This window comes from Agromyces tardus (assembly GCF_003710805.1).
Taxonomy (GTDB): Bacteria; Actinomycetota; Actinomycetes; order Actinomycetales; family Microbacteriaceae; genus Agromyces; species Agromyces tardus.
The window spans coordinates 1-19,929 of the sequence record NZ_RHHB01000045.1 but is presented as its reverse complement, the minus strand read 5'-3'; the positions used below and the strand labels follow the sequence as shown (position 1 = coordinate 19,929).

The 19,929-nt window shown below is 69.0% G+C and carries 17 protein-coding genes and 1 pseudogene; 8 read left to right on the top strand and 10 right to left on the bottom strand.

The window, feature by feature from the left end; all coding sequences use genetic code 11:
• The first annotated feature begins 123 nt into the window (after positions 1-123).
• Positions 124-2,202: a DNA gyrase/topoisomerase IV subunit B gene (locus EDM22_RS15785; protein ID WP_245989458.1), complete on the top strand. Its 2,079-nt coding sequence runs from the start codon at positions 124-126 to the stop codon at positions 2,200-2,202.
• Between the two features lie 75 nt (positions 2,203-2,277).
• Here the strand turns inward: EDM22_RS15785 and EDM22_RS15780 are convergent, their stop codons facing one another.
• Positions 2,278-4,752, bottom strand: coding sequence for a DNA gyrase/topoisomerase IV subunit A (locus EDM22_RS15780; protein WP_122938046.1), 2,475 nt, complete (start codon positions 4,750-4,752; stop codon positions 2,278-2,280).
• 75 nt (positions 4,753-4,827) lie between these two features.
• Here EDM22_RS15780 and EDM22_RS15775 point away from each other — a divergent pair, with 75 nt between their 5' ends.
• The gene (locus tag EDM22_RS15775; RefSeq protein ID WP_122938045.1) at positions 4,828-5,973 is read left to right on the top strand and encodes an alkaline phosphatase family protein; all 1,146 of its coding nucleotides are present in this window, start codon (positions 4,828-4,830) and stop codon (positions 5,971-5,973) included.
• 38 nt (positions 5,974-6,011) lie between these two features.
• On the opposite strand, the gene EDM22_RS15770 is transcribed toward EDM22_RS15775, so the two are convergent.
• Positions 6,012-6,593, bottom strand: coding sequence for a DUF3043 domain-containing protein (locus EDM22_RS15770; protein ID WP_122938044.1), 582 nt, complete (start codon positions 6,591-6,593; stop codon positions 6,012-6,014).
• 38 nt (positions 6,594-6,631) lie between these two features.
• On the opposite strand from EDM22_RS15770, the gene EDM22_RS15765 reads away from it, so the two are divergent.
• The 5 genes from EDM22_RS15765 (at position 6,632) to EDM22_RS15745 (ending at position 11,755) form a co-directional block, all read left to right on the top strand.
• Positions 6,632-8,080 (top strand): dipeptidase, encoded by a 1,449-nt coding sequence (locus EDM22_RS15765; protein WP_122938043.1) that lies wholly within the window; start codon positions 6,632-6,634, stop codon positions 8,078-8,080.
• 71 nt (positions 8,081-8,151) lie between these two features.
• Positions 8,152-8,502, top strand: a complete 351-nt coding sequence (gene erpA, locus EDM22_RS15760) for an iron-sulfur cluster insertion protein ErpA (RefSeq protein ID WP_122938042.1) — start codon at positions 8,152-8,154, stop codon at positions 8,500-8,502.
• A 196-nt stretch (positions 8,503-8,698) separates the two neighbouring features.
• Complete coding sequence (gene ctaC, locus EDM22_RS15755; RefSeq protein WP_122938041.1) at positions 8,699-9,592, top strand: aa3-type cytochrome oxidase subunit II; 894 nt, start codon at positions 8,699-8,701, stop codon at positions 9,590-9,592.
• 15 nt (positions 9,593-9,607) lie between these two features.
• Positions 9,608-11,329 (top strand): aa3-type cytochrome oxidase subunit I, encoded by a 1,722-nt coding sequence (gene ctaD / locus EDM22_RS15750; protein ID WP_122938055.1) that lies wholly within the window; start codon positions 9,608-9,610, stop codon positions 11,327-11,329.
• A 3-nt stretch (positions 11,330-11,332) separates the two neighbouring features.
• Entirely contained in the window at positions 11,333-11,755 is a 423-nt protein-coding gene (locus EDM22_RS15745) for a cytochrome c oxidase subunit 4 (RefSeq protein WP_122938040.1), read from the top strand.
• Between the two features lie 64 nt (positions 11,756-11,819).
• Here the strand turns inward: EDM22_RS15745 and EDM22_RS15740 are convergent, their stop codons facing one another.
• The 7 genes and pseudogenes from EDM22_RS15740 to ctaE form a co-directional block, all read right to left on the bottom strand.
• A complete protein-coding gene (locus EDM22_RS15740) occupies positions 11,820-12,488 on the bottom strand; it encodes a methyltransferase domain-containing protein (RefSeq protein WP_122938039.1) in 669 nt (222 codons plus the stop codon).
• A 66-nt stretch (positions 12,489-12,554) separates the two neighbouring features.
• Positions 12,555-13,235: a methyltransferase domain-containing protein gene (locus EDM22_RS15735; protein WP_138708109.1), complete on the bottom strand. Its 681-nt coding sequence runs from the start codon at positions 13,233-13,235 to the stop codon at positions 12,555-12,557.
• Positions 13,236-13,283: 48 nt separating this feature from the next.
• Positions 13,284-13,406, bottom strand: a pseudogene (locus tag EDM22_RS20265) (putative RNA methyltransferase); the annotation flags it as partial.
• A 32-nt stretch (positions 13,407-13,438) separates the two neighbouring features.
• Positions 13,439-15,058 (bottom strand): cytochrome bc1 complex cytochrome b subunit, encoded by a 1,620-nt coding sequence (qcrB, locus tag EDM22_RS15730; protein ID WP_376917967.1) that lies wholly within the window; start codon positions 15,056-15,058, stop codon positions 13,439-13,441.
• Positions 15,043-16,119 carry a cytochrome bc1 complex Rieske iron-sulfur subunit gene (gene qcrA, locus EDM22_RS15725; protein WP_122938036.1) on the bottom strand — a complete coding sequence of 359 codons (1,077 nt, stop codon included), beginning with the start codon at positions 16,117-16,119 and terminating at the stop codon, positions 15,043-15,045. The genes qcrB and qcrA overlap by 16 nt, the downstream gene beginning before the upstream one ends.
• A gap of 36 nt (positions 16,120-16,155) precedes the next feature.
• Positions 16,156-16,947 (bottom strand): cytochrome bc1 complex diheme cytochrome c subunit, encoded by a 792-nt coding sequence (gene qcrC / locus EDM22_RS15720; RefSeq protein WP_122938035.1) that lies wholly within the window; start codon positions 16,945-16,947, stop codon positions 16,156-16,158.
• Positions 16,948-16,996: 49 nt separating this feature from the next.
• Entirely contained in the window at positions 16,997-17,629 is a 633-nt protein-coding gene (gene ctaE / locus EDM22_RS15715; RefSeq protein WP_122938034.1) for an aa3-type cytochrome oxidase subunit III, read from the bottom strand.
• A 134-nt stretch (positions 17,630-17,763) separates the two neighbouring features.
• Here ctaE and trpD point away from each other — a divergent pair, with 134 nt between their 5' ends.
• Positions 17,764-18,816, top strand: a complete 1,053-nt coding sequence (trpD, locus tag EDM22_RS15710; protein ID WP_122938033.1) for an anthranilate phosphoribosyltransferase — start codon at positions 17,764-17,766, stop codon at positions 18,814-18,816.
• Between the two features lie 94 nt (positions 18,817-18,910).
• Here trpD and EDM22_RS15705 read toward each other — a convergent pair.
• Positions 18,911-19,929: FGGY family carbohydrate kinase (locus EDM22_RS15705; RefSeq protein ID WP_122938032.1), on the bottom strand; the 1,019-nt coding region annotated here is incomplete at its 5' end.

The following is a 19,929-nucleotide window of genomic DNA, read 5'->3' as shown; positions in this document are numbered from 1 at the left end:
CCGAACTTCCTGTCACTCAATGAAACCATGCGTCGGGGCGGCGCCTTCCCTCGGGGCGGGCATTTCGCTCAGCGCGTAGCGCCTGAACGGCGACGACGTCGTGCATCAGTAGGCTTGACCGACGTGAGCTCCGACTATTCCGCGCGTCATCTCTCCGTGCTCGAGGGACTCGAGGCGGTGCGCAAGCGCCCCGGCATGTACATCGGTTCGACCGACTCCCGTGGCCTCATGCACTGCCTCTGGGAGATCATCGACAACTCGGTCGACGAAGCCCTCGGCGGCCACGGATCCGAGATCGACATCGTGCTGCACCCCGACGACAGCGTCGAGGTGCGCGACCGCGCCCGCGGAATCCCGGTCGACATCGAGCCGAAGACGGGCCTGAGCGGCGTCGAGGTCGTGTTCACGAAGCTGCACGCGGGCGGCAAGTTCGGGTCCGGCTCGTACGCGGCATCCGGCGGCCTCCACGGCGTGGGCGCCTCGGTCGTGAACGCCCTCTCCGAGCGGCTCGACGTCGAGGTCGACCGCGACGGCAAGACCTGGGCCATGTCGTTCCACCGCGGTGAACCGGGACGGTTCGCCGACGGCGCGGGCCCCAGCCCCACGTCGCCGTTCACCCCGTTCGAATTCGCGAGCGAACTGCGCGTGGCCGGGCGTGTCGCCAAGGGCGTCACGGGCACCCGCGTGCGCTACTGGGCCGACCCGCAGATCTTCACGCGCGGCGCCGCGTTCCAACTCGAGGAGCTGCTCGGGCGCGCCCGCCAGACGGCGTTCCTCGTGCCCGGCCTCGGCATCACCGTCATCGACGAGCGCGGCGAGACGCCCGAATCGCACCGCTTCCACTTCGACGGCGGCATCTCGGAGTTCGTCGAGCACCTCTCGCACGACGCTCCGGTCACCGACATCTGGCGCCTCACCGGCGACGGTCGCTTCACCGAGACGGTGCCCGTGCTCACCGACGGCGGCGCGATGGTGCCCACCGAGATCGAACGGCACTGCCACGTCGACATCGCGCTGCGCTGGGGCACGGGCTACGACACCGTCGCCCGCAGCTTCGTCAACATCATCGCGACGCCGAAGGGCGGCACACACCAGACCGGGTTCGAGCAGGGGCTGCTCAAGTTCCTGCGCGCCCAGGTCGAGCAGAACGCCCGGCGCCTCAAGGTCGGCAACGACAAGCTCGAGAAGGACGACGTGCTCGCCGGGCTCACCGTGGTGCTCACGGTACGGCTCCCAGAGCCGCAGTTCGAGGGCCAGACGAAAGAGGTGCTCGGCACCCCCGCAGTGCGCTCGATCGTCGCCTCGGTCGTGGCGAAGGCACTGGGGGAGCGGTTCGCCTCCACCAAGCGCGACGACAAGGCCCAGACGTCGCTGCTGCTCGACAAGATCGTCTCCGAGATGAAGGCGCGCATCTCCGCTCGCACCCACAAGGAGACGCAGCGACGCAAGAACGCGCTCGAGAGCTCCTCGCTGCCCGCCAAGCTCGTCGACTGCCGCTCCACCGATGTCGAGCAGAGCGAGCTGTTCATCGTCGAGGGCGACTCCGCGCTCGGAACGGCGAAGCTCGCCCGCGACAGCGAGCACCAGGCGCTGCTGCCGATCCGCGGCAAGATCCTGAACGTGCAGAAGGCCTCGATCTCCGACATGCTCGGCAACGCCGAGTGCGCGTCGATCATCCAGGTGATCGGCGCCGGCTCCGGCCGCACCTTCGACCTCAGCGCGGCCCGCTACGGCAAGGTCATCATCATGAGCGACGCGGACGTCGACGGCGCGCACATCCGCACCCTGCTCCTCACGCTCTTCTTCCGCTACATGCGGCCGATGATCGAGGAGGGCCGCGTGTTCGCCGCCGTTCCGCCGCTGCACCGGGTGGTCGTGATGAACTCCGGCTCGAAGCCGAACGACACGATCTACACCTACTCGGAGCCCGAGCTGCAGGGCGTGCTCGCCACGCTCAAGAAGCAGGGCAAGCGGTACCAGGACCCGATCCAGCGCTACAAGGGCCTCGGTGAGATGGACGCCGACCAACTCGCGACGACGACGATGGACCGGCGCCACCGGACCCTGCGGCGCGTCGGCGTCGCCGACGCCGAGAACGCGGGCCGGGTGTTCGAGCTGCTCATGGGCAACGAGGTCGCCCCGCGCAAGGAGTTCATCGTCGACAGCGCCGCAGGCCTGAGCCGCGACCGCATCGACGCCTGACCTGCGCGTTCGACGCCGACCCGGGACGACGCCCGGCAGGGGAGGCGGTGCCGCCCGGCGCACCGGCGCGGGCGATCAGCGGATGCCGCGGCCCACGACCTGCACGACCGCCTCGAGCGGCGAGCCCGAGCCGTCGCGCTTCGCGCCGCCCTCGGGCAGGTTGCGCGTGGACCCGTCGCTGCCGAGCGCGCGCGCGGGCGCCGGGCCGACCCAGGCGACCGAGAGCGCGTCCTGGCCCTTGAGGAACCGCTGTGCGCGGACACCGCCCGTCGCCCGCCCCTTGCCGGGGAACTCCGAGAAATCGGAGACCTTGGCCGTGCCGGGGTCGGCGCCGAGCAACGTGTCGCCCGACGCGGCGACGGTGACGACGACCGCCGAGGCGACGTCGTCGGGCGCGAGCACCGTGAACGAGATCACGCTCGCACCCGCGTCGAGCTTGATGCCCGCCATGCCGCCGGCCGCGCAGCCCTGCGGCCGAACCGCGGACGCGGGGAAGTGGAGCAGCTGCGCGTCGGAGGTGACGAACACGAGCTCGTCGTCGTCGCCGCCCTGCGCGACGCCCACGACGCGGTCGCCGGGCTTCAGCGCGATGACCTCGAAGTCGGGCCGGTTCGGGTACCCGCCGGGCGAGACGCGCTTCACGACGCCCTGCGCCGTGCCGAGCACGATCGGCTGGGCGGCGTCGAGCGAGACGAGGCCGAGCACCTGCTCGTCGCGGTCGGTGAGCGCGAGGTATTCCGCGACGCGGACGCCGGCGCCGAGCTGCACCGAGTTGCCCGGCATCACGGGGAGCTCGAGCGGCGAGAAGCGGATGAGGCGGCCGCGCGACGTGACGGCGCCGATCTCGGTGCGGCTCGTCGTGTCGAGGCTCGACCGGATGGCGTCGTGCTTCGATCGCCGGGCCGGCGCGGTGACGGCGATGCCCTCGTCGCCGGGCTGCCGGTCGACGCGCGCGATGCGCCCCGTCGAGCTGAGGAACACGCGGCACGGCACGTCGGCGTGCTCGAGGTCGGCGGCGGCGATGGCCTTGCGCGACGCACCCGCCGGTTGCGGTCGCGCCTCGGTGAGCAGGGTGCGGCGCGGGGTTCCGTAGAGCTCCGCCGCGTGGCCGAGCTCCTCGGCGACGAGTGCGCGGATGCGGGCGTCGCTCGACAGCAGTTCATCGAGCTGGGCGATCTCGGCGAGCAGCTGGTCGCGCTCCGCCTCGAGCTCGATGCGCGAGAACCGCGTGAGCCGACGCAGTCGCAGTTCGAGGATGTACTCGGCCTGCAGCTGGCTGAGGTCGAACACCTCCTGCAGGCGCGTGCGCGCGGCATCCGCGTCGTCGCTCGTGCGGATGACCTGGATGACCTCGTCGATGTCGAGGATCGCGATGAGGAGGCCCTCGACGAGGTGCAGCCGCTCGCGACGACGCGCGAGGCGGTACTCGGAGCGCCGGGTCACGACGCGCACGCGGTGCGCGATGTAGACGCTCAGCAGGTCGCGGAGCCCGAGCGTCTGCGGCTGCCCGTCGACGAGCGCGACGTTGTTGATGTTGAACGAGTCCTCGAGGGGGGTGAGCCGGTAGAGCTGCTCGAGCACGGCCTGCGGGTTGAAGCCCGTCTTGACTCCGATGACGAGTCGGAGGCCGCGGTTGCGATCGGTGAGATCGGTGACATCCGAGATGCCCGTGATCTTCTTGGCGTTGACGCCGTCCTTGATCTTCTCGATGACCTTCTCGGGGCCGACGAGGTAGGGGAGCTCGGTGACGACGAGTCCGGTCTTGCGCGCCGTGACCTGCTCGACGCTCACCCGCGCCCGGGTCTTGAACGAGCCCCGGCCGTTCGCGTAGGCGTCGCGGATGCCCGCGAGGCCCACGATGGTCCCCCCCGACGGGAAGTCGGGCCCGGGCACGAACTCCATGAGCTCGTCGAGCGTCGCCTCGGGGTGCTGGATGAGGTGGCGGGCCGCCTGCACGACCTCGATGAGGTTGTGCGGCGCCATGTTGGTGGCCATGCCGACGGCGATGCCGCTCGCGCCGTTGACGAGGAGGTTCGGGATCGCCGCGGGGAGCACCTCGGGCTGCTGGTGGCTGTTGTCGTAGTTGGGGACGAAGTCGACGACGTCCTCGTCGAGGTGCTCCGTCATCGACATCGCGGGGGCCGCCAGTCGCGCCTCGGTGTAGCGGGCGGCGGCGGGGCCGTCGTCGAGCGAGCCGAAGTTGCCGTGCCCGTCGACGAGCGGCACCCGCAGGGTGAACGGCTGCGCGAGGCGCACCAGCGCGTCGTAGATGGCCGAGTCGCCGTGCGGGTGGAGCTTGCCCATGACCTCGCCGACGACGCGCGCCGACTTGACGTGCCCGCGGTCGGGCCGAAGGCCCATGTCGCTCATCATGTAGAGGATGCGGCGCTGCACGGGCTTGAGCCCGTCGCGGGCGTCGGGCAGGGCGCGCGAGTAGATGACCGAGTAGGCGTACTCGAGGAAGGAACCCTGCATCTCGTCGGACACATCGACGTCTTCGATGCGTTCGGCGATCGGTGCGTCGGTGGGCTCGTTCGTAGCTCGGGTCATGCGTCGTCTCTGCCTGGGGCGTGCGGGCGCACGCGCGGAACGGGGGCGCGCCCGGCCTGTGTCAGACTGGGCGCGATGCCTGCAATGCTACCGGTGCCCGCCGACGGCGGATCGCGGCTCACCGCGGTGCTCGCAGGAGCGCTCGCCAGCCTCGGCGGCGAGCCGAACGCCCTCGCGCTCCCCGCTGCGGCATCCGCGGTCGTCGTGCTCGTCGACGGCCTGGGCGCGGCGAACATCCGTGCGCGGGCCGGCCACGCGCGGTTCCTGTCCGGGCGGATGTCGAAGCGCGACGTCATCCGCACCGTCTTCCCGTCGACGACCGCAGCGGCGATCGCGAGCCTCACCACGGGACTCATGCCCGGCGAGCACGGACTCGTCGGCTATCGCGTGCTCGACCGGGCGCACGACCGGCTCGTGAACCAGCTCAACGGCTGGGACGACCGCATGGTGCCGGAGGCGTGGCAGCCTCGGCCCACGCTCTTCGAGACGGCGCGCGAGCGCGGAATCCCGTCGTTCGCGATCGGCGCTCCGCGGTACGCGGAGTCCGGCTACACGCGGGCGGTGCTGCGGGGGGCCGAGTACCGGGGTGCGCAGACGATCGTCGCCCGCTTCGCCGAGGCGGCGCGCATCCTCGCCGACGGGCCCGCACTCGTCTACCTCTACGTGCCCGAGCTCGACCAGCTCGCGCACTCGCACGGCTGGGGATCCGACCGCTGGACGGCGCGGCTCGAGGAACTCGACGGTGAGCTCGCGGCGCTCGAACGACGGATGCCGCGCAGCACGGGCCTCCTCGTCACCGCGGACCACGGCGTGATCGACGTTCCCGCGCACCGCCACGTGCACATCGACGCGCGCCCGGAGCTCGTCGAGGGCGTGCGCCACGTGGCGGGGGAGCCGCGCTGCCTCGGCCTCCACCTCGAGCCCGGCCTCTCGGCCGCCGAACGACAGGCGTTCGTGGAGCGCTGGCGCGACGCCGAGGGGCACCGCGCATGGGTGATGTCGGCCGACGAGGCGATCGACGCCGGACTGTACGGCCCGGTGGCATCCGCTGCTCGCGATCGCATCGCCGACGTGCTCGTCGCCGCGCGGTCGGGCATCGCCTACTACGACCGCCGCGAGGCCAGCCGCCAGGCGGAGGCCATGATCGGCCAGCACGGCTCGATGACCGACGAGGAAGTCCGGATCCCGCTCGTGCGCGCGGGCGCCTACGAACGGGCCTGAGGTCCGCGGCGTCGGCGTCGGCGACGGCCGGCGCCCGGTCAGGCGGGGTACTGCCCGCGCTTCACCATCGGCTTCGGAAGGCGCAGCGGACGCAGCTGCAGGGCGCGCATGGCTGCGTACCAGCGCACCTTCTCCACCTTCTCGGCGCCGAACTTCGCCGCGAGCTTGCGGCGCAGCACCACGCCGAGGATGACGACGTCGACCACCGAGACGAGGAAGAAGCCCCACAGCGCGAAGATGCCGATGGTCTGCACCTCGTAGCTCGGGATGAACGTGAGGATGATCACGAGGAACATGACGGGGATCAGCACCTCGCCGATGCTGAACCGCGCGTCGACGTAGTCGCGCACGTACTTCTTCTGCGGGCCGCGGTCGCGCATGGGGAGGTAGCGCTCATCGCCGGCGGCCATGCCGACGCGCGCGCGCTCCCGGGACTCGGCGGCCTGCTGCCGCGCCTGCCGCGCCGCCTCCTTGCGGTCGTTCGGCACGAGCGGCCGCTTGCGTGCGGCCTCGCGCTCGGCACGGGTGGGCGTCGGGGCCCCCTTCCCGGCCTTGGGTGCGCCGGATGCCGCGGTGTCGCCCGTTCCGGGCGCGTCGGTGGGGGTGGGGTTGTTTGCCACGGGAGTCCTCGATGATCGGTTCCCTTAAGATTACCCGCATGACCCACCCCCTCACCGACGAGTCCGTGCGCCCAGACGAGCCCGACACCCTGGAGGCGCTGCGAAGCGCGGTGGAGGCCGGCTTCCCGTCGACGATCGCCGACCTCACCCGCCTCGTGAAGATCCCGTCGGTGTCCTGGTCGGCGTTCGACCCGGCCGAGGTCGCCGCGAGCGCCGAGGCGGTCGCCGGGCTGGTCCGCGAACTGGGCGTGTTCGAGGTCGTCGACGTCCGCCGTGCGCCGATCGGCGAGGGTGCGGATGCCGCATCCGGCCAGCCTGCGGTCGTCGCCCGTCGCGCGGCCCGCAACGGGCGCCCCACGGTCCTGCTCTACGCGCACCACGACGTGCAGCCTCCCGGACTCGACGAGGACTGGGACTCGGCCCCGTTCGAGCCCACGCTCCGCGGCGATCGCCTCTACGGGCGCGGCGCGGCCGACGACAAGGCCGGCGTCATGGCCCACATCGGTGCCATTCGTGCGCTCGTCGAGGTGCTCGGCCCCGACTTCGACCTCGGCATCGCCCTCTTCATCGAGGGGGAGGAGGAGTTCGGCTCCCGCTCGTTCGCGAACTTCCTGCGCGAGCACCGCGACCTGCTCGAGGCCGACGCGATCGTCGTCGCCGACTCCAGCAACTGGGACGTCGAGACGCCGGCGCTCACCGTCGCGCTGCGCGGCAACGTCACGTTCCGCCTGCGAGTGTCGACGCTCGACCACGCCTCGCACTCCGGCATGTTCGGGGGAGCGGTGCCCGACGCCATGCTCGCGGCCGTGCGCCTGCTCGCCACCCTGCACGACGCCGACGGCTCCGTCGCGGTCGCGGGGCTCACCTCCGCCGACCTCGCGACGCCCGACTACGACGAGGCGCAACTCCGGGCCGAGACGGGCCTGCTCGACGGCGTGGCGCCCATCGGGCGCGGCAGCATCCTCTCGCGCATCTGGGCGCAGCCCTCGATCACCGTCACGGGCATCGACGCACCGTCGGTGGCCAACGCGTCGAACACCCTCATCCCATCGGTCGCGGTGCGCCTGAGCGCCCGCATCGCGCCGGGGCAGGACGCGGGCGAGGCCCTGGAGGCGCTGCGCGCCCACCTCGAGGCGCATGCTCCGTTCGGCGCTCGGATCGAGATCGACGACGTCGACACTGGCCAGCCCTTCCTCGTCGACACGAGCGGCTGGGCGGTCGCCGAGTCGAAGGCGGCGATGGCGGATGCGTGGGGCCGCGAGCCGGTCGACGTGGGGATCGGCGGCTCCATCCCCTTCATCGCCGAGCTCGTCGAGGAGTTCCCCCGCGCCCAGATCCTGGTCACCGGCGTCGAGGACCCGGACTCGCGGGCGCACAGCCCCAACGAGTCGTTGCACCTCGGCGTGTTCCGGCGGGCGCTGCTCGCCGAGGCCCTCTTCCTCGCGCGGCTCGACGCGCGCGAAGCCGGCTCGCCCGACCGAACCTGAGCGCCGACCGGGCGTGCTCCCCGCCGGCGCAGGTAGACTGGCGGCATCCGTTGCCCTTCTCGAGGAGTGAAATGAGCGACACGATCACCGAAACCGCGCACGGCGTGAAGCTGAGCGACCCTGCCGCCGACAAGGTGCGGAGCCTCCTCGAACAGGAGGGCCGCGACGACCTGCGACTCCGCGTCGCGGTGCAGCCCGGCGGCTGCTCGGGCCTCATCTACCAGCTGTACTTCGACGAGCGACTGCTCGACGGCGATGCCGTCGTCGACTTCGAGGGCGTCGAGGTCGTGGTCGACAAGATGAGCGTGCCGTACCTCGACGGATCCACCATCGACTTCGAGGACACGATCCAGAAGCAGGGCTTCACGATCGACAACCCGAACGCGCAGGGCAGCTGCGCGTGCGGCGACTCGTTCCACTGACCCACCCGAACCACTCCGAAGGGAGACCGCTCGCGCGGTCTCCCTTCGGCGTTTTCTCAGGTGGGGGTGCATTTCGGCCCGGAACCCGCCGTTCCGGGGCCCGGCGTGCACACGCGCGCGGTCGAGTCGGATGTAGGCTAGGAACGATCAATGCGCTTCGCTGAGAAGCGTCTTCGAGTCTCCCGAAAGGTCACCGGTGCGCCACAATCGCCGTCTCCGATGGGCTGCTGTTCCGATCGCAGCGTCGCTCAGCCTCGTACTCGCAGGGTGCACGACAGCCCAGCTGAACGGATTCCTCCCCGGGTTCGAGGAGGGCCAGCCCCCGGTCACCGACAACACCGAGCGCGTCTCGGGACTGTGGGTCACCTCGTGGATCGTGCTGCTCGTCGTGGGCATCATCACCTGGGGTCTCACGATCTGGGCCGTCATCGCGTACCGCCGGCGCAAGGGCCAGACCGGCCTGCCGGTGCAGCTGCGCTACAACATGCCGATCGAGGTGTTCTACACCGTCGTCCCGCTCATCCTCGTGCTCGGCTTCTTCGCCTTCACGGCGCGCGACCAGCAGGAGATCGAGCAGCCCTTCGCCGAGGGCGAGGACGTCGTGCACATCGAGGCGATCTCGAAGCAGTGGGCCTGGGACTTCAACTACGTCGACGAGGACGTCTACTCGCCGGGCATCCAGGGCCAGCTCTCCGATGAGGGCCCCGCCGGCTCGCTCGTGGAGTCCGAGATCCCCACGCTCGTGCTCCCGGTCGACGCCCACATCGAGATCGAGCTCAACGCGCGCGACGTGATCCACTCGTTCTGGGTCGTGGACTTCCTCTACAAGAAGGACATGATCCCCGGCAAGACGAACTACATGTACGTCACGCCGACACGCGAGGGAACCTACGCCGGCAAGTGCGCCGAGCTCTGCGGCGAGTACCACTCGCTGATGCTCTTCAACGTCAAGGTCGTCTCCGAGTCCGAGTACCAGGACTACATCCAGTCGCTTCGGGACAAGGGCCAGGAGGGCCAGCTCTCGAGCGAGTACGACCGCAACCAGAACCTGCCCGGCACGGGCGCGCCCCAGCTGAAAGAGGAAGAGTAAGCCGCGATGAGCACCATGACCGCACCGGCTCGTCCTGCGAGCAACCCGTTCGGCGCACCCTCGGTCGAGCGCAAGGGCAACATCCTCGTCAAGTGGATCACGTCGACCGACCACAAGGTCATCGGGTACCTGTACCTGATCACGTCGTTCATCTACTTCTGCATCGGCGGCGTGATGGCCCTCATCATCCGCGCACAGCTCTTCGAGCCGGGTCTCGAGATCGTGCAGACGCGTGAGCAGTACAACCAGCTGTTCACGATGCACGGCACGATCATGCTGCTCATGTTCGCGACCCCGTTGTTCGCCGGGTTCGCCAACGTGCTCATGCCGCTCCAGATCGGTGCGCCGGATGTCGCGTTCCCGCGCCTCAACGCGTTCGCCTACTGGGCCTTCAACTTCGGTTCGCTGATGGCCGTGGCCGGCTTCTTCACGCCGCAGGGCGCCGCCTCGTTCGGCTGGTTCGCCTATCAGCCACTCGCATCGACGACGTTCTCGCCGGGAATCGGCGGCAATCTCTGGATGCTGGGCCTCGGTCTCTCGGGCTTCGGCACGATCCTCGGTGCGGTGAACTTCATCACCACCATCATCACGATGCGCGCCCCGGGTATGACGATGTTCCGCATGCCGATCTTCACCTGGAACACGCTCGTCACCTCGATCCTGGTCCTGATGGCGTTCCCGGTGCTCGCCGCCGCGATCCTGGCCGCCGCCGCCGACCGCGTCTTCGGTGCCCACATCTACGACCCCGCCAACGGCGGCGTCATCCTGTGGCAGCACCTGTTCTGGTTCTTCGGGCACCCCGAGGTGTACATCATCGCGCTGCCGTTCTTCGGCATCGTGTCCGAGATCTTCCCCGTCTTCAGCCGCAAGCCGATCTTCGGGTACAAGACGCTCATCTACGCGACCATCGCTATCGCGGCGCTCTCGGTCTCGGTGTGGGCGCACCACATGTACGTCACCGGCTCGGTGCTGCTGCCGTTCTTCGCCCTCATGACCATGCTGATCGCCGTGCCGACGGGTGTGAAGATCTTCAACTGGATCGGCACGATGTGGCGAGGCTCGATCACGTTCGAGACGCCCATCATCTGGGCGCTCGGCTTCCTCATCACCTTCGTGTTCGGCGGACTCACGGGTGTCATCCTCGCGTCGCCGCCGCTGGACTTCCACGTCTCCGACACGTACTTCGTCGTCGCGCACTTCCACTACGTGGTGTTCGGCACGGTCGTGTTCGCGATGTTCGCCGGCTTCTACTTCTGGTGGCCGAAGTGGACCGGCAAGATGCTGAACGAGACGCTCGGCAAGTGGCACTTCTGGCTGCTGTTCATCGGCTTCCACACGACGTTCCTCATCCAGCACTGGCTGGGCGTCGTCGCGATGCCTCGCCGGTACTACTCGTACCTGCCCGAGGACAACATCACCTGGATGAACCAGCTCTCCACGATCGGAGCGTTCATCCTCGCGATCTCGCTCATCCCGTGGTTCCTGAACGTGTACATCACGGCACGTCGCGCGCCGAAGGTGACCGTGAACGATCCTTGGGGGTACGGCGGTTCGCTGGAGTGGGCGACGAGTTGCCCGCCGCCGCGCCACAACTTCACGTCGATCCCGCGCATCCGCTCGGAGCGGCCCGCGTTCGACCTGAACCACCCCGAGGCCGGCATCCCCGTCGGCATCGGCCCGGCCAAGGACGCGCCCCAGGCTCCGGTCTACGACGTCGACAGCAAGGAAGTGAAGTAGCACATGCGCGCGAATGTCATCCTGTTCTGGATCCTCGCAGCGTTCTTCACGCTGGCCGCGGGCATCTACATCTTCTGGACCATCATCGACGAACGTGAGCCGGGCGTCGAATGGGTCGGGCTGGTGGCGCTCTCGCTGTGTGCCGTCCTGAGCGCGTTCATCGCGTTCTACCTCGGCCGCGTGCACCGGGAGCAGGGCGCCGAGCTTCCGGAAGATCGCCTCGACGCGAACATCGACGACGGAGACGCCGAGCTCGGCTTCTTCAGCCCGTGGAGCTGGTGGCCGATCATGCTCGCCGGGTCGGCCGCGCTGCTCTTCACCGGTCTGGCCGTCGGCTTCTGGATCTCGTTCATCGCAGTGCCGCTCGGCCTCGTGAGCCTGGTCGGCTGGGTCTACGAGTACTACCGCGGCAACTTCGCCCGCTGAACCACTCCGATGAACGCCCCGGCACGCATGCCGGGGCCTTCATCGTGTCCGGGGACCTGCGCCGTCAGGCCACGGCCTGCGGACGGGTCGCGCCGATCACCGACCATGCGAATCCCCGGGACCGGAAGGTCGGATCGAGGCCGTGGCGGCGGACCACGTCGATCATCGCCTCCGGTGGATGGACGAACCCGCGGTAGCTCTGCCGCCCCATTCGGAACATGAGGTTCTCGAAGGCGACGCCCCATCGGGTGAGCCACGACCGTGGGGGATGGCTGAACACGAGGGTCTGCCGAGCTCGCCCCGCGGCAGCGGCGAGCAGCAGTTCGTAGTCGGGATAGCAGCACACCACGCGGTGGAGGATGACGACGTCGGCCCGCTCGACCGCTTCCGGTGCCCGCGCGAGGTCGATCCCGAGGAGGCGAGTGACCCGGTCGGCGACTCCTGCGCGGGTGATGAGCGCCGTGGCCTCCGCCTCGTAGGCGTGCGACAGTTCGAGGTTGACGGCGCTGGAGGCTCCGCGTGAGAGGAGCTCGAGCTGGATCTCACCGACCCCACCGCCCACCTCGAGTACGGAGGCGCCGTCGATCCCCGTCGCGGTCACGAAGTCGACGATGCGACGTTCGGTGCCGGTCAGCCCGCGCCTCCGGTAGCGGCGAGCGACGTCACGTGCGAAGCGTGCGCCGAAGACCGCGTCGTACCGGCCTGCGTCGGGGACTCCGCAGCAGTCGTCCATGACACCAGTATGGATCGGTGGCGTCGCCGGCGGGGCGCGGATCCGTGCATCGCCCCGCTCGACCCGTCAGGCCGATTGCGGAAGCACGGTGGCCCCCAGGCGGAACAGCAGCACGTCCACCGAGACGGTGACGGCCGCGAGGTCCGTTCCGTGGCGGTCGGCGTGCGCGTGATGCGCGGAGGGACCCATGTCGACGAGCGCGGCGCGCTGCGCGACATCGACGTCCGCGACGTACTCCACGCGCTCGGAACGCTCCAGCTCGAATCCGGCCGGCAGCAATCGACCCGTGACGTGTGCATCCTTGTCGCGCGGGATGTCGAGCATCCCGCCGGTGGTGCGAAGTTCCCGCAGGTGGTCGCCGGTGGGCACCACCACGATGAGGGCGCCGTCCGGACGGAGGATCCTGGCGAACTCGGCCGCGTTGCGGGGGGCGAACACGTTGACGGCGACGTCGGCCGTCGCATCACGCACGGGCAGCGGCCGCCACAGATCGAGGATGACGCCCGTCGATGCCGGCACGCCGCGCATCGCCATTCGCACCGCGGTGGCAGAGCGATCGGCCAGCAGGAATGCGGCGTTCGGGAGTTCCTCGGCGAGCTGTGCCGCGTAGTACCCGGTTCCGCAGCCCAGGTCGGCGACGCGGACGGCGACTGATGCGGCCACCCTGCTCCTGCTGGCGTCGATGATCGCCGCGGCGATGGGCCGGTAGATGCCTGACGCGAGCAGGTCGTGGCGCGCCTCGAGCATCTCCCGGCTGTCGCCGATGGTCCGTGGTGCGCGAGGCGGCAGGAGCGTGACCGCTCCATTCTTCGCAACGTCGAATCGGTGACCCTCCGTGCAGCCGAGCGTCCGGGCGTCGATCGGATCGAGGTCCCTGAAGCAGTTCGGGCACCGGAGCCACGTCGAGTCGATCGACATGGTCCGGTGCCCGAAACCCGTGGTGTTGTGGATCAGTGCTGCGAGGAGTGGTGCGACGCCTCGAGCTCACCCTTGGTGACCGGGGCGATGCGGTCCTCGAAGAACCAGCGGGACATCCCGGCGCGGATCTTCTGCGCGACCGTGATCTTGCCGCGGTCGTTCGGGCGCAGCATGAGCGGCTGGTTCGTCTCGTAGCTCACGAGCTTCCAGCGGTCGTACTCATCGAGCGGCTGGTGCACCTCGATGAACTCGCCACCGGGGAGCTTCACGATGCGGCCGGACTCGTATCCGTGCAGCACGATCTCGCGGTCCTTCTTCTGGAGCGCGAGACAGACCCGCTTCGCGATGAAGTACGCGATGAACGGCCCGATGAGCACCACCGCCTGGAGTGCGTGGATGACCCCCTCCATCGTCAGCCTGAAGTGCGTGGCGAGGATGTCGGAGCTCGCCGCCGCCCAGAGGCCGGCGTAGAAGGTGACACCGGCGGCACCGATCGCCGTGCGGGTGGGCGCGTTGCGCGGACGGTCGGCGATGTGGTGCTCGCGCTTGTCGCCCGTGACGAACGCCTCGATGAACGGGTAGCTCACGACGAGGAGGATGAAGAGTCCGAGCGCGATGAGCGGCACGAGGATGTTGAACGACCAGGTGCGGTCGAGCCACACGAACTCCCAGCCCGGCGGGATCAGTCGAAGCGCGCCGTCGGCGAAGCCGATGTACCAGTCGGGCTGTGTACCCGCGGAGACGGGGGAGGGGTCGTACGGTCCGTAGTTCCAGATCGGGTTGATCGTGAACATCGAGGCGATGAGTGCCAGGACACCGAAGACGATGAAGAAGAATCCACCGGCCTTCGCTGCGTAGATCGGCAGGATGGGCGGGCCCACCGCGTTCTGCTGGGTGCGACCCGGCGCGGCGTAATGCGTGTGCTTGTGGACCACCACGAACAGCAGGTGCACTGCGACGAGGGCCACGAGCAGTGCGGGCAGCAGCAGGATGTGGAGCGAGTAGAGACGGCCGACGATCGCCGTGCCCGGGAACTCACCGCCGAACAGCAGGAACGACGTCCAGGTGCCGATGAGCGGGATGCCCTTGATCATGCCGTCGATGATGCGGAGGCCGTTGCCCGACAGCAGGTCGTCGGGAAGCGAGTAGCCCGTGAATCCCTCGCCCATCGCGAGGATGAACATCGTGAAGCCGATGACCCAGTTGAGCTCGCGGGGCTTGCGGAACGCGCCGGTGAAGAACACGCGGAGCATGTGCAGGCCGATGGCGGCGACGAAGAGCAGCGCGCCCCAGTGGTGCATCTGCCGCACGAACAGGCCGCCGCGGATGTCGAACGAGATGTCGAGGGTCGACGCCATCGCGACCGACATCTCCACGCCCTTCAGCGGGACGTACGAGCCGTCGTACTCGACCTCGGCCATGGAGGCCTGGAAGAAGAACGTCAGGAACGTGCCCGTGATGAGCACCACGACGAAGCTGAAGAGCGCGACCTCACCGAGCAGGAACGACCAGTGGTCGGGGAAGGCCTTGCGGCCGAGCTCCTTGACGAAGACCGACAGGCTCGTGCGCTCGTCGATGTAGTTGGAGGCTGCCGCTGTGGCGGAACGCCGCTGCGGTGCGGTGGGGGTTGCGGTACTCAATGACGCTCCCAGAAGCTCGGACCGACAGGTTCGGTGAAGTCGCTCTGCGCGATGAGGTAGCCCTCGTCATCCACGGCGATCGGCAGCTGGGGAAGCGGACGCTTCGCCGGCCCGAAGATCACCTTGCAGTGGTCGGCCACGTCGAACTGCGACTGGTGGCAGGGGCAGAGCAGGTGGTGGGTGTGCTGCTCGTACAGCGCAACCGGGCAACCGACGTGGGTGCAGATCTTGGAGTACGCGACGATGCCGTTGTACGACCAGGAGGTGCGATTCACGTTCTCGTTGAGATCCTCGGGGTTGAGGCGCATGAGCAGCACGGCTGCCTTGGCCTTCTGCTCGAGCCGACCGTGCTCGAGATCGTTCAGTCCCTCGGGGATCACGTGGAAGGCACTGCCGATCGTGACGTCGGCGGCCTTGATGGGAGCGCCGGACGGGTCCAGCGCGAGGCGGGTGCCCTTCTGCCACATCGTGTGGCTCAGGAGCTCGACGGGGTGCTCGTCCTGCGGTGCCCATCCGCGGAAGAGCACGATCGCAGGGAGCGGGAAGACGACGAGCGCGCCGATGAGGCTGTTGCGGATCACCGAGCGCCGGGTGAAGCCCGACTCCCGGTCGGCGTCCTGGAACACCTTGACCGCGCCGGCACGGGCGACCTCGTTGCCGCCGATCTTGTGCCGCTCGTCAGCGAGCTCCACGTCCTCCATGAGCGCCTTGGCCCAGTGGACGGCGCCGAAGCCGATGCCGAGCAGCGCGAGCGTGGCACCGAGGCCGATGAACATGTTGTTCAGGCGGACGGCGCCGACGTCGTTCGATTCGATCGGGAAGAGCATGTAGGCCGCGATCGCCCAGACGCTGCCGAGGATCGACAGGTAGAACAGCGTGTACACGGTGCGCTGGGCACGCCGCTCCTTCTTCGGATCCTCATCGGTGACGCGAGGACGGTGCGGGGGGAAGCCCGGGTTCTCGAACGCGTCGGCCTGGATGAGTGCGGTGCCCGTCTTCACGGCGGGGACGTTCGCGGCGTGCGACGAGTCGGCAGCGGCGAGCTCTGCGCCGCTGTGGTCGTCCTGTGCCATGGTTCTCCTTCTTGCTTCTTCAGTGCCGGGCGTGCGCTAGTTGGACTTCGCCGTGATCCACACGGTGATCGCGACGATCGCGCCGAGACCGAAGATCCAGATGAACAGGCCCTCCGCGACCGGACCGAGCGAACCGAGCTCGAATCCTCCGGGCGAACGATTGTCCTGCACGTACTGCAGGTAGGTGATGATGTCGCGCTTGTCCTCGGGCGAGATGTTGAGGTCGTTGAACACCGGCATGTTCTGCGGGCCGGTGACCATCGCCTCGTAGATGTGCACGCCGGTGACATCCGTCAGCGGGGGAGCGAACTTGCCCTCGGTGAGCGCGCCGCCGGCGCCCGCGACGTTGTGGCACATCGCGCAGTTGATGCGGAACAGCTCGGCGCCGTTCGCAGCGTCACCGCCGCCGTTCACGAGGCTGTCGGCGGGGATGTCGGGGCCGGGGCCGAGCGAGGCGACGTAGTACGCGAGCTGCTTGACCTGCTCGTCGGTGAACTGCACCGGCTTCTTCTCGGCCTGCGGGCCGCTCATCTGCATCGGCATGCGGCCGGTGCCGACCTGGAAGTCGACCGCGGCGGCGCCCACGCCGATGAGGCTGGGGCCGTTGGCGGTTCCCTGGGCGTCGAGGCCGTGGCACGTCGCGCAGTTGGCCTGGAAGAGCTTCGACCCCTCGTCGATGGTCTCCTGCGAGTTGGGAGCAGCCTCGGCCTGGGCGGTGCCCGTGCTGAAGGCGGCGTAGGCGCCGCCGGTGAAGACGAGGCCGAGCGCGAGCAGCGCGACGGTGGCGAGCGGGTGCCGGCGTCCGGTGCGTCGCTTCGAGCGGTTCATGGATCTCTTCCTGTTCACGGGCATTGCGGTCTGGCGCTCCTGGTGATGCCTATTTGAGTACGTAGATGACGAGGAAGAGCCCGATCCACACGACGTCGACGAAGTGCCAGTAGTAGGAGACGACGATGGCGCTGGTTGCCTCGCGGTGACCGAAGTTCTTCACGGAGAACGTGCGCCCGATGACGAGGAGGAACGCGATGAGACCGCCCGTCACGTGGAGGCCGTGGAAGCCCGTCGTGAGGTAGAACGCGGAACCGTAGGCGTTGGAGTCGAGCGCGATCCCCTCGGACACGAGGGTCGCGTACTCCCAGATCTGGCCGGCGACGAAGATCGCGCCCATGGCGTAGGTGAGGAAGAACCACTCGACCATGCCCCACTGGGTCGGCTTCCAGCCGGTCGCGTAGGGCTGGCTCCGCTCCGCTGCGAAGACGCCGAACTGGCAGGTGAACGACGAGGCCACGAGGATGATCGTGTTCGTCAGGGCATAGGGGAAGTTGAGGCGGCCCGCCTCGAACTCCCACAGGTCGGGCGACGTGGAGCGCAGCGTGAAGTAGATCGCGAAGAGGCCCGCGAAGAACATGACCTCGCTGCCCAGCCACACGATCGTGCCCACTGCAACGGTGTTGGGGCGCTTGATCACGGGCGCGCTCGCCTGGAACGTCAATGAGGTGCTCGTCACCATCCCATTATGGCTGATATCGGCGCCGAGTTTTCGTCATCATGGGGCCGAAAAGATCGGCGAGCCCAGCGGAGCACCTGCGGAGGGCGTGCCAATGCACCGTGAATCCACTGTGAACGGGCGGATAGGATCGGAGGATGCCCGCCCTGCAGACCTGGCCAGCCATCATCACCGCGCTTCTCGACGGCGAGGACCTCAGCGTGTCGGATGCCGCGTGGAGCATGGAGCAGGTCATGACGGGCTCCGTGACCAACGCCCAACTCGCCGCATTCCTCATCGCGCTGCGGGTCAAGGGCGAGACGGTCGACGAGATCGTGGGGTTCCGCGACGCGATCCTCGAGCATGCGGTGCCGCTGCCCGTCGACCCGATGGCACTGGACATCGTGGGTACCGGAGGGGACCGATTCGGCACGGTGAACGTGTCCACGATGGCATCGGTGGTCGCCGCGGCATCCGGCGTTCCGGTCATCAAGCACGGCAATCGCGCCGCGAGCTCGGCGTCGGGATCGTCCGACGTGCTCGCCGCCCTCGGGCTCGACCTGACGCTGCCCGCGGAACGCGTCGCCGGGGTGCTCGGCGAGGCCGGCATCACCTTCGCCTTCGCCGGAGCGTTCCACCCGGGATTCAAGAACGCGGGTCCGGTCCGCTCCGAGTTGGGCGTGCCCACGGTGTTCAACTTCCTCGGTCCGCTGTGCAATCCGGCACGCCCCGAGGCCTCGGCGGTCGGCGTCGCGCACCTCGACCGGGTGCCGCTCATCGTCGGCGTGTTCCAGACGCGCGGCGCGACGGCGCTCGTGTTCCGCGGCGACGATGGACTCGACGAGCTCACGACCACCGGGCACAGCCACATCTGGGAGGTGTCGCGCGGCCAGGTGAAGGAGCACGACCTCGACCCGCGCGACCTCGGCATCGCCCGCACGACCATCGACCGCCTGGCCGGAGGCGACGCGCAGCACAACGCCGGGATCGTGCACGCCGTGCTCGGCGGCGAGCGCGGCCCGGTGCGCGACATCGTCGTGCTCAACGCCGCCGCCGGGCTCGTGTCGTTCGAGCTCGCGAAGGACCCGAGCCAGTTCCAGCGCGCGATCCTCGACCGCTTCCACGACAAGATGGCCGTCGCCGAGGAGGCCATCGACAGCGGCGCCGCCGCGCGCAAGCTCGACGAGTGGATCGCGGCCACCCGGGCCTGACGCTCGCACGCGCGGATCGCGGCATCCGCAGACCGGCACACCGGGCGAAGGGCCCCGCGGATGCCGCGGGGCCCTTCGTGTCACACGCGTCGCGTCACTCGTGCGACACGTCGTCGTCGATCCAGTCGAAGGTCTTCGTGACGGCCTTCTTCCAGAGCCGCAACTGGCGGGCCCGCTCGTCGGGATCCATCTTCGGCTCCCAGCGCGAGTCCTCCTGCCAGTTGGCGCGGAGCTCGTCGAGGTCGGCCCAGAAGCCCACTGCGAGGCCCGCGGCGTAGGCCGCGCCCAGCGCCGTGGTCTCCGCGACCACCGGCCGCACCACCGGCACCCCGAGGATGTCGGCCTGGAACTGCATGAGCGTGTTGTTCGCGATCATGCCGCCGTCGACCTTGAGTTCGGTGAGATCGACACCGGAATCGGCGTTGACCGCGTCGAGGACCTCGCGGGTCTGGAAGGCCGTGGCCTCGAGCGCGGCGCGCGCGATGTGCCCCTTGTTCACGTAGCGGGTCAGGCCCACGAGGGCACCGCGCGCATCGGATCGCCAGTACGGTGCGAAGAGCCCCGAGAACGCCGGCACGAAGTACGCGCCGCCGTTGTCGTCGACGGTCTTCGCGAGCTCTTCGACCTCGGCGGCCGAGGAGATCATCCCGAGGTTGTCACGGAGCCACTGGATGAGCGACCCGGTCACGGCGATCGATCCCTCGAGCGCGTAGTGCGGCTTGTCGTCGCCGAGCTTGTAGCCGAGGGTCGTGAGCAGGCCGTTCTTTGAGTGGACGATCTCCTCGCCGGTGTTGAAGATGAGGAAGTTGCCCGTTCCATACGTGTTCTTCGACTCGCCGGCATCGAAGGCCGCCTGGCCGAACGTGGCCGCCTGCTGGTCGCCCAGGATGCCCGCGACGGGCACCTCGCGCAACAGGCTCGAGGGCTCGACCGTGCCGTACACCTCCGAGGAGGCCCGGATCGCGGGCATCATCGACTTCGGGACTCCGAACGCGGCGAGGATCTCGTCGTCCCACTGGAGGGTCTCGAGGTCCATGAACATGGTGCGCGAGGCGTTCGTGACATCCGTCGCGTGCACGCCGCCGTCGACGCCGCCGGTGAGGTTCCAGAGCA